Source organism: uncultured Chitinophaga sp. (genome assembly GCF_937874145.1).
GTDB lineage: Bacteria > Bacteroidota > Bacteroidia > Chitinophagales > Chitinophagaceae > Chitinophaga.
On the sequence record NZ_CALNBI010000202.1, the window covers coordinates 1 to 6289 of the forward strand.

Here is a 6289-nt window from a genome sequence, read left to right on the forward strand (position 1 = left end):
ACACATGGTTTTCAAAGTATGACATCATATTTGCATCGTGGATGAATTTTCAGTTGCATCCGGGCCGATCCTTTTGTGCCCGATGTGCCGGTAAGGCAGGCGGAGGAGGTTGCTGGTGCAAAGGCCCGGACTGTCGATATAAAAAGCATCGCCCGCGATGGGATCATATGCCTGCTTGTGCGATACGGCCGCTTTTACGATGATGAATTGCGCCGTTTCGGGCGTGATGCCCTGTGAGCGGAGCTGGCCGAGATCCATGGGCGGGGTTTTGAAAGTGGTGAGCAGCACCGTGGCCTGCCTGTTTTGGACGACGGCACAGGGGCCCATGTTAACGAATGCTCCCGTGATGGATGCCAGGTGGGAATTTTTGTTTTCCAGTTCGAAGCGGCCGTTGGTGAGGTTGATGACGGTGCCGGTGAAGGCCACCGGCTCTCCGTGAAAGCTATCCGTTTTTCCTCCGACGGCCAGGGTGCAGGTGGCGCCGATGCCCACATAGATGCAATCTTGCACGGCTTCCGGATCATTGATAACCGCAACGATCCCTGTTTCCGTGGTGGCGAGCAGCGGGGCGAGGATGCCGGTGCCATCGCCGGGTGTGCCGCCGCCGATGTTGTCGGAGGCTTCTATGAGGAGAACGGGAGCCTGGAGCCCGGGGAGCGTCAACACTGCTTCCAGCGTGTGTTCGTACGGGTAAGCCGAAGACAGGTGTGTTTCCAGTTCCTGGCCGAGTGATTCGAGCCATGTGGCGGCTTCTGCGGCGCTGCCGCGGGTGCAGCAGGAAAAGCTGAATCCGCAGTCTGGGATATCGGCGTAGGCGAAACCTGCCCAGATATTTATGCAGAGGACATGAGGGTTCGCTGCTTCGATAGCGGCGGCCCTGCGCAGCAGGGCGCGCATCGGATCAGCCGCGGAACCTTGCCCGGCGGGCGGCGCGATGTATGGAGTAGCATGAAATACCTGCCGCACACCGGGCTGTTCCCATATCTCCTGCAGAAAAGCGGCGGCTTTCACGGCGGCTTCGCGGGCATCGGTATGGGGGTTCTCGCGGTAACCGTACAGACAGGTACTGTTATCGATCATTTTTTGGGAGACGTTGGCATGCAGGTCGAGCACCGCCACCACGGGCACCTGCTTCCCGCGGCGGGAGAAGAAGAACTGCAACTCTTCCAGCAGCCGGCCTTCCACGTCGGGCGTGCTTTCGCAAACCATGGCGCCGTGCACCACCAGGTACACGGCATCGATTTGTTGCCAATGCACTTCCAGCGCGGCGAAGAAATGTTCGCGGAAGTAGTCGAACACTGCGTCTTCGGCCATGCCCGATGGCATAGCGGCCATTTGGATACCGGGGATCACTTTCCAGCCTGCCGCAGCGGCGTAACTGAGGAAGCCGTCCATCGGCGAACCGTTGCCTTCGTTGCGCGAAAGGATCTCGCTGCCGTGGTGCAGCGCCAGGTCGCGGAAAGCGCCGAGGCCGGTGCGCTCACGCAGGAACGTATGCGTTTCATGAAAAAAGCCGGATACAAATACCGTGGGAGATGGCTGGTGCATTGTCACAATTTGGCAAAGGTTCTTTCGATGGCCCCGCGGGTAGCCGCCAGTTCCTCCGCGCCGTGGGTAATGCCGACATACCAGCGCCCGTCCGGCAGGAGGAGGATGCCTTCTTCCAGCATGAGCCCCCGGAAGCGGGCGAACATGGCGGTATCCGCCTGCAGTGTTTCTTCATAATTCAGCGGCGTTTGACGCAGGCCGAAGTGTATGCCGAATACGCTGCCGGTGCCGGATGTCACCATTGTTACGCCGGCTTTATCGGCAGCCTGCTGCAGGCACTCCCGCAGGGCATGGCCGTATGCATGCAAATGATCGTAGCGACCTCGTTCTGACAGCAATCCAATCGTAGCCAACGCCGCCGCCAGGTTGATGGAAGCGCCGTTATAAGTGCCGGCATGGATCGTTTTCCCTTCCCGGAGCACATCGAAAATCTCCCTGCGGCCGCCCAGTGCGGCCATGGTAAACCCGCCGGCGATGGCTTTGGCGTACACCGAGATATCCGGTTGCAGGCCGAAGTATTCGCGCGCGCCGCCCAATGCCAGCCTGAATCCCGTGATCACTTCATCGAAGATGGATACGGCGCCATGCTCGCGGCAGCTGTCCATAACGCCTTCCAGGAAGCCTTCCAGCGGCATGCAGCAGCCGGAGTTGGCCAGCACCGGCTCGGTGATCACACAGGCGATTTCGTGGCCCCTTTCGGCCAGTAACGATTTCAAAGCCGACAGGTTGTTCCAGGGCAGCACAAGGGTTTCCCCGAATTCCGAAACCGGCTGGCCGCCGCATCCCGGCGCCGGGGATCCCAACTGCGCGGCCTGGGGTTTATAACTTACGAGCACATTGTTCAGCCAGCCATGGTAATGCCCCTCGAACTTCACGATCTTCGTTCTGCCCGTGTACGCCCGCGCGATGCGGATGGCGGACTGCACCGCCTCGCTGCCCGTATTGCTGAACGCGACCTGCTCCACTCCCGGCAGCACTTCCACCAGGCGTTTGGCCAGCGTCACTTCCAGCGGGTGCTGCGCGCCAAGGGTATAACTCTTCTGCAACTGCTCCGTTACCGCTTTATTGATGACGAGGTGATTACTGCCCGCGATGAGGGGCCCCCAGGCCAGGGTGTAATCCAGGAAGCGGTTGCCGTCCACATCAAAGAAGTACGGCCCGTCCGCCCGCTCGAAAAATTGCAGCGGCTGCACGTTCTTCCGCATCGAGCTGGATACGCCACAGGGTATCACCCCGCAGGCTTCTTTATACAATTGTTCCGAATGTAAATGTTTCATGATGGTTGGTTATGATTTCCACACGGTGGCCCTGTAGGAAGGCGCATTTTCGCTGAATAATTCCGGCCGCCAGGCCGCACCGATGCCCGGGCGCAGCGGTGCCGGTATTGCACCGTTCTCCACCACTATGTCGGTATCGATCAGTTGCTTGTACGCCACGCGCAAATGCGCGCGCACGCTCTCCTGGAACACAACGTTGTGATTGGCGATGCCTACCTGCACACCGGCGAGCAAAGTAAGCGGGCCCGTGCAATCGTGCATGGTAACGGGAATATTATACGGTATCGCCATTTCGGTGATGCGGCGCGTTTCAGAAATGCCGCCCACCCAGGTGGGATCGATCATGATGTAATCGGCGCCGCCCTTCTCCAGTATCTGCCGGTAATCGTCGCGCACCGTAAGCATTTCGCTCACGGCGATGGGCACGCCGGCTTCGTCGCGGAACTTTTTCAATGCGTCCATGTTATCGGTGCGCAGCACGTCTTCCATCCACAGTGGCCGGATATCCCGCATCACTTCCGCGATGCGCATGGCGGCGGGCCATTGGAAAAAACCATGCCCGTCCAGCATGATCTCGATATCATACCCTACCCTTTCCCGGACTTTAAACAACGGCGCCAGGGCGGCTTTCAATTCCTTCCAACCCAGGTGCAGCGTGCCGCCGGGGCGGTGCGCCAGGGGATCGAGGGCCCACATCTTCATGGCGTTATAGCCTTCTTTGAGTAATTCTTCAGCGTATTCCGCGGGGCGGTTGATGCTGGCCCAGTTGTCTTCCAGCGGGCCGTCGAACTCCTGTCGTTGGGGCCCGTTACCGGAACGCCGTAACCTGTGCCGCCTGCGCTGTTGTAAGTAGGCAGGATGCTTTGCGTGCACCCGCCCAGGAGTTGCCACACCGGCTGGTTGCAGGATTGCGCGAGGATATCCCAGAGTGCGAGGTCCAGCGCGGAGATGGCGCGCATTTCCGCACCGCGGCCGCCGAAGTTCATGAACCGCTGGTAAAAGAAGCGCCAGTGTTTTTCGATATCGAGCGGGTTGGCGCCCAGCAGCCTTTCCGACATCCAGTCGTGCAGCAGCGCGGCTACCGCCGTGGGTGCGTAAAAGGTTTCCCCGTTGCCAATGATACCCGCGTCGGTATGCACCCGCAGCATGAGCAGGTGCGAAACGTGCACCGTTTCTATCTTCGTAATTTTCATTATTGCAAGAATTAAAATATCAACCCATATACCACCCGCCATTCACATGCAGCTCGTGCCCGGTGATGAAGCGGCTTTGGTCAGACACAAGGAAGAATACCGCATCGGCCACATCCTGCGGCGTAGCGCGGAACTTCAGCGCCTGCTTATCGAGGATGAAACGGTCCAGTTCCTCCCGGCTGTCTGTCCAGAATTTGCGTTCGATATTGGTGGGAATGGCGCCGGGGCTCACTGCGTTCACGCGGATGTTGAATGGCCCCAGCTCGCGTGCGAGCGCGCGGGTGAGGCCCAGCAGCGAGCCTTTCGACATGGCGTAGGGCACCCGCCCGTTCCATCCCCCGCTGAGAATAATGCTCATGATATTCACGATCTGCCCGCCGCCGCGCTGTTTCATGGCAGGACTGATCGCCTGCGACAACACGAACGCGGCGCTGGAGTTGATGGCCTGCGTATCCAGGAACTCCTGTAACGACACGCCTTCCAGCTCACCAAGCGTATCAATGCCGCCATTATTGACCAGCACATCGATCCCACCTTCTTCTTCCAGCAATTTCGCCGCCGTGTTGCGTAAACCATTGAGATCGGCGAGGTCGCCCGGGAGGAAAGTAACCCGCTCCTCCCCTGCCTCCGCATTGATCTGCGCCGCTACTTCCGCGCCTGCCGATGTTGGCAGATCGTGCATGAACACACGGTGACCCGCCAGGCAAAACGTTGCACAAATCGCAGATCCGAGCCCGCCCGCACCGCCGGTTACCAGGCACTTCCTGTTCTTACCGATACCGTTTACATCATTCATTGGTTGTTGCATAAGCGTTACTGTCCTATGCAAACAAAAGTATCGCTGCACAAGGATTTAATCAGCCACTATAGTTTCATATCACGACACTATATTAGTAATTATCGCTTCCCCGCATGAAAGCAAAAGCGCAGCACCGTTTGCAGTGCTGCGCCGTATCATGAAATCAGTTTCACTGTTACAATAATCCGTTGATGAGCCGAATGGTTTCGCGGGTGAGTACGTCTCCGCCGTCTGGCCCTATGGGAGTGGCCATGGCGCTGTATCCCCCGCCTTCGATGGCGGTTTGCGTGGGCAGGTAATCTCCATAATCATCGCACAACTGCACGACGAATGTTTGCGCGGCTTTACTCTGGCATTTGATGCGCGCGCCGTAATCCACGAACAATTCGAAAGGATTGGTAGCTATCACAGCATCACCGATCCGGAGCACGTGAACGGGCGCGGGGTAAAAGGGCACTTCCCGGTGCCGTGTATATTGTTCGATGATGATTTCCTGCTTGCGCAGGATGCCGTAGTCGCTTGATTTATTATCCCAGGGGCCGTACTGGCGGGTGGTTTCGTTGGATTTGACATCTGCGAGGAAGCGGTTGAAAGCCGTGCCGGGGGATGCGGGATCGAGGGGCTCGCGGGAGCGTATCTCAGCTACGAGCGACTTTGCAGTTTCGTATTCCTGCGGGGAGATGGTCCTGTAGGGAATTTGCACCGTTTCAGCACGGTGTTTGAAAACAGGTTGCTGCTGCCGGTTCTTTTCCGCATCCGGGAAAGCCGCGATGGCGGCGCGGGCCAGGCGTTCGCCGACTTCCACCATCCCCGGCAGGTCCCACATATTGGGTTCGTCGGGCGTATAAGGGCGGAGGAGGTTGCGGGGCGAAATATCGCCCGCGGCGCCGCATTGCGCCAGCAGCTGTACATCTTGCCCGAAGTGTTCCTGCAGGCGTTTTTTCACCACGCTCCAGAAATCGGCGGATACAAAATATTTCGCTTCGGTTACCTGCGCGGGGCAAGGCACGTTCATGATAACGCCGGTGATCGCGCCGGCATCGTTCCAGCAGTAGAGGAGATCCACCGCACTGTCGGACGGGCCTTCGATACCCCTAAAGTCCGGGCGGCCGGTAGCGCCGTACATTTCGGCGGAACCGTCTGCATAGCGCACTCTCCTGTTATGGCCCGCCACGGCATACGCCAGCGCGCGGCCCACCGATGCGGGTTTGCGTTGCTGCCAGGCGGAGACGGCGGCGGCGGAAAGCTTTTCGAGGAGGAGTTGTCCGTATGCCGAGTGCACAGCCGGTTCCGGTGCGGAATGGGTGTGGGTGGCATGAACGAGGAGAAACCGGGGATTGAAATCAGGTATCCGGGAAGGCAGCATTTCTTTCAGTGCGGCGAGCAGCGCGGCGGGGCACCAGATGAGATCGATGGACAGCAGGATGGCCTGCTCCTTTCCGCCGGCGCTTTCCAGGGCGCAGGCGGTAGCG

At 59.1% G+C, this 6289-nt stretch carries 6 protein-coding genes; all 6 read right to left on the bottom strand.

The annotated features are described in order from the left end of the window. Positions 1–24: 24 nt before the first annotated feature. On the bottom strand, positions 25–1548 hold the full coding sequence (locus Q0510_RS09410; RefSeq protein WP_298710357.1) for a M81 family metallopeptidase: 1524 nt from the start codon (positions 1546–1548) through the stop codon (positions 25–27). A gap of 2 nt (positions 1549–1550) precedes the next feature. Beyond that, positions 1551–2825 carry an aminotransferase class III-fold pyridoxal phosphate-dependent enzyme gene (locus Q0510_RS09415; RefSeq protein ID WP_298710359.1) on the bottom strand — a complete coding sequence of 425 codons (1275 nt, stop codon included), beginning with the start codon at positions 2823–2825 and terminating at the stop codon, positions 1551–1553. A 9-nt stretch (positions 2826–2834) separates the two neighbouring features. Next, positions 2835–3527, bottom strand: a complete 693-nt coding sequence (locus Q0510_RS09420; RefSeq protein ID WP_298710361.1) for an enolase C-terminal domain-like protein — start codon at positions 3525–3527, stop codon at positions 2835–2837. After that, positions 3524–4018, bottom strand: a complete 495-nt coding sequence (locus tag Q0510_RS09425) for a hypothetical protein (RefSeq protein WP_298710363.1) — start codon at positions 4016–4018, stop codon at positions 3524–3526. The genes Q0510_RS09420 and Q0510_RS09425 overlap by 4 nt, the downstream gene beginning before the upstream one ends. A 19-nt stretch (positions 4019–4037) precedes the next feature. Continuing rightward, a complete protein-coding gene (locus Q0510_RS09430; RefSeq protein WP_298710365.1) occupies positions 4038–4814 on the bottom strand; it encodes an SDR family oxidoreductase in 777 nt (258 codons plus the stop codon). Between the two features lie 178 nt (positions 4815–4992). After that, positions 4993–6289 (bottom strand): hypothetical protein (locus Q0510_RS09435; protein ID WP_298710367.1); only part of this gene is annotated, 1297 nt, incomplete at its 5' end.

Bases quoted from the DNA above. Each gene is read 5' to 3' on its own strand.
- Q0510_RS09410 (WP_298710357.1), bottom strand. From the start codon at position 1,548: ATGCACCAGCCATCTCCCACGGTATTTGTATCCGGCTTTTTTCATGAA.
- Q0510_RS09415 (WP_298710359.1), bottom strand. From the start codon at position 2,825: ATGAAACATTTACATTCGGAACAATTGTATAAAGAAGCCTGCGGGGTG.
- Q0510_RS09420 (WP_298710361.1), bottom strand. From the start codon at position 3,527: ATGAAGATGTGGGCCCTCGATCCCCTGGCGCACCGCCCCGGCGGCACG.
- Q0510_RS09425 (WP_298710363.1), bottom strand. From the start codon at position 4,018: ATGAAAATTACGAAGATAGAAACGGTGCACGTTTCGCACCTGCTCATG.
- Q0510_RS09430 (WP_298710365.1), bottom strand. From the start codon at position 4,814: ATGAATGATGTAAACGGTATCGGTAAGAACAGGAAGTGCCTGGTAACC.